At 37.0% G+C, this 3707-nt stretch carries 3 protein-coding genes; 2 read left to right on the top strand and 1 reads right to left on the bottom strand.

Going from position 1 to position 3707, the window contains the following annotated elements; genetic code table 11:
- Nucleotides 1-242 precede the first annotated feature (242 nt).
- Nucleotides 243-500 carry a 50S ribosomal protein L28 gene (gene rpmB / locus ABZA26_RS10025; protein WP_372714385.1) on the bottom strand — a complete coding sequence of 86 codons (258 nt, stop codon included), beginning with the start codon at nt 498-500 and terminating at the stop codon, nt 243-245.
- A gap of 157 nt (nt 501-657) precedes the next feature.
- On the opposite strand from rpmB, the gene ABZA26_RS10030 reads away from it, so the two are divergent.
- Both ABZA26_RS10030 and ispD read left to right on the top strand, forming a co-directional pair.
- Nucleotides 658-2997 (top strand): endonuclease MutS2, encoded by a 2340-nt coding sequence (locus tag ABZA26_RS10030; RefSeq protein ID WP_372714386.1) that lies wholly within the window; start codon nt 658-660, stop codon nt 2995-2997.
- Entirely contained in the window at nt 2973-3677 is a 705-nt protein-coding gene (ispD, locus tag ABZA26_RS10035; RefSeq protein ID WP_372714387.1) for a 2-C-methyl-D-erythritol 4-phosphate cytidylyltransferase, read from the top strand. The genes ABZA26_RS10030 and ispD overlap by 25 nt, the downstream gene beginning before the upstream one ends.
- Nucleotides 3678-3707: the final 30 nt, after the last annotated feature.

The raw sequence follows: 3707 nt of genomic DNA on the forward strand, positions 1-3707 counted from the left end.
AATGACCGAAGTGAAATCCTTAGTAAAAATCAACTGTCTGAGCGAAGCGAGTTTTGATTTTTTCTTGGATTTCCAAGGGCATTTAGCTTATTTTTCACAGGCCTTGATTTTTGGTTACTTTTCATCAAGGAAAAGTGACAGCAATTCTATAGAAATTAAGTAATTAACTCATAAGTAATAAAAAAAATAGGAAAATAAAAAAAGACAGATCCTAAAATCACTGTCTTTTTTTTATTTCCCAATTATTTGCTAAGTATTTTAGCTATTTTAGGACTAAGAGTTTTAACGTTTGACTTAAGAATGTTTAACGTTTCAGCTTCATTAGCTCCTTTAAGAGTCTTAAGCATCTTAGAACAAACCTTAACTTTAACTGCTTCTCCGTTGATAACAATCTTAGTAGGCTGAAGATTTGGCTTCCAAACTCTGTTAGTACATCTGTGTGAGTGAGAGACTTGATGTCCAAAAGTCATTCCTTTACCAGAAATTTCGCATCTTTTCATATATTACACCTCCTTAAAGACAAATTGCAAATTATTATATCATTAATGCCAGTAAATATCAAGCTTTTTTTATGTATAGAGAGCCTTTGCAACATAGCCAAATGATTTTTATTGTGATATAATGAAATGAAAAATTGTATATTATAGGGTGGTGTATGTGAATAAACACAGCTTAAATGTATTGGAATTTGATAAATTAAGAGAAGAGATTGCAGGGTATTCTCAGATAGAGGATACCCATATTTCCATAACAGAAATGATCCCTTATAAAGATATAAACCTAGTAAAAAAAGAGCTAGAGATCGTAAGGGATCTTATGGATTTTTTGAAATACGATGGCGGAGCAGAAACTGCCGGGATAAAAAACATCAATAAAACAGCAAAAAAATCAGAACTTATAGGTGCTTATCTCGATGCAGAAGATCTGTGGGATATAAAAGAAAACCTTAAAATATTCAGACTTTTCAAAGGTAAGCTTGAGGAGCTGGAAAAATATAAAGAACTCACAGCTAGATTCAAGAATACCCCTATATATAAAGGGCTTGAGGAGATCATAAACAAGGCTGTAGACAATGAAAAAAACATAAAAGATGACGCTTCATTAGATCTGAGAGATATAAGATTTCAGAAAAAAATAATTGCCACTAACATCAAGAAAAAATTTGATGATATCTTTTCAAACTCAGCCTATTCCAAGGCTATACAGGAAAAAATAATAACAACAAGAGACGGGAGAAGTGTAATACCTATAAAAGCTGACTTTAAGGGGCAGATAAAAGGTATCGAACACGACAGGTCATCTAGTGGTCAGACGGTGTTTATAGAGCCCATATCCATAGTCTCTCTCAACAACAAGGTAAGGGAGCTAGAGGTAAGGGAAAGAGAGGAGATAAGAAAAATACTCCTCAGACTGACAGACCAGGTAAGAATAAATCTGGAAGGAATATATCTTGTGGGTGATGCAATACTAGACCTAGACAAGTTATCTGCCAAGGCAAACTATGCTATAGATAAAAAATGTACAGTACCTGATATAAATAATAAAGAGATAATAAGTCTTGTAAATGCCAGGCATCCTTTTATACGTCCGTCTGATGTGGTACCACTTACTTTTGAGATAGGAAGAAAGTACAATACCCTTCTTATAACAGGACCAAATACAGGAGGAAAGACAGTAGCCCTAAAAACAGCAGGACTGCTGACACTAATGGCTCTTTCGGGAGTGCCAATACCAGCAGGGGAGAAAACAAGCATCGGATATTTCACAGGAATATTTGCTGATATAGGGGATGAGCAGAGTATAGAACAATCTCTGTCGTCATTCTCGGCTCACCTGAAAAATGTACAGGAGATACTGGACAATGTGACAAAATCCTCCCTGGTACTGCTAGATGAACTGGGGTCGGGAACAGATCCTATGGAGGGATCGGCTTTTGCCATGGCAGTAATAGACTATCTGAAATCTAAAAAGTGCAAGGCTATGATATCCACTCACTACAGTGAAGTCAAGGCACACGGATACAATGAAGAGGGGATAGAGACTGCCTCTATGGAATTTGACTCAAATACCCTTTCTCCAACATACAGACTTCTCATGGGAGTACCGGGAGAAAGTAACGCCCTCACTATAGCCAAGAGGCTAGGGGTTCTAGATGAGGTAATAGAGAGAGCCAAATCATATATAAGTGACGACAATAAAAAAGTCGAAAGCATGATAAGCAACATAAGAGAGCAGTCTGAAGGTCTGAATATAATGAAGGCTCAAGTGGAAAGTCTCAAAGAGGAAGCCAGAAAGAACAAAGAAGAGTATGAGAATAAACTGGCAGCCCTTGAAAAAGAAAAAAATGAAATTCTAAAAGAGGCCTATGAAAAAGCTGATAAGATGATGAGAGAGATGCAGTCCAAGGCCAAGGCTCTCGTTGATAAAATACACACAGAAGAGAGCAAAAAAGAAGACGCAAAACTCCTGCAAAAAAGCCTGAATATGATGAAAAATGCCCTTAGAGATGAAAAAAATAAGACTATAGTTTCAAAACCCAAGATAAAAAGAAAATTGGAATTCAGAGAGGGAGAAAAGGTTTTTGTAAAGAGTATGAGTCAGCATGCAGTAATAACCAGAATAAACGAACACAAGCAGGTAGCTCAGATACAGGCCGGAATACTGAAACTTGAGGTGTCTATAGATGATCTCAAGAAAGTAGAGGAGTCAAAGACAAAGCAGTATAATACAGTGCATATACATAAAAAAACAACAGTGAGATCTGAAATAGATATCAGGGGTAAGATGGTGGATGATGCGATACATGATCTGGAAACCTATATGGACAGAGCACTGTTAAGTGGTTTCTCAGAGGTCTATGTGATACACGGTAAGGGAACAGGAGCCCTGAGAGCAGGAATAATAGAGTATCTGAGAGGATGTCATTATGTGAAATCCTTTAGAACCGGAGGCCACGGAGAAGGCGGAATAGGATGTACCGTGGTAACATTGAAGTAAAGGATGATGAGATGAAATATACCTTTATAGTGGCAGCTGCAGGAGTGGGAAAAAGAATGGACTTAGGCTATCCAAAACAGTTTTTGGAATATGACGGAAGGCCGGTCTTTATAAAAACTCTTGAAAAAATAGACAGAAACCCAAAGGTGACAGATATAATAGTTGTGACAAATGCAGAGTATACACATAAAGTAGAGGAACTGTGTAAAAAATATAAAATTGAAAAATTGAAATGTGTGGTACAGGGCGGGAAAGAGAGACAGGACTCTATATATAACGCCCTTGAAAAAGCAGGAGATTCTGACATTATAGCTGTCCAGGACGGAGTGAGACCTTTTATCCAGGATAGATTTATAGAGGATTCCTATGGGATGCTGGAAAAAAATCCAAAGGTAGACGGAGTGGTTATAGGGGTTCCTGTAAAGGATACTATAAAAACAGTGGATAAAGATGGTTTTATAACCTCTACACCAGACAGATTCCTATTGATGGCTGCCCAGACTCCTCAAGTTTTTCGTAGAGATATTCTGAAAAAAGCCTATGAAGATGCCAAAAAAACTAATTATGCGGGAACAGATGATTCTTCCCTTGTGGAAAGGGTCGGAGGAAATGTAATAATTCTTGAGGGAAGTTATGGAAATATAAAAATAACAACCCAGGAAGATCTAAAATATCTTTGATATAATGGGGGAAAAGATGAAGTTAGCAGT

The organism is Ilyobacter sp. (assembly GCF_041583315.1).
Taxonomy (GTDB): domain Bacteria; phylum Fusobacteriota; class Fusobacteriia; order Fusobacteriales; family Fusobacteriaceae; genus Ilyobacter.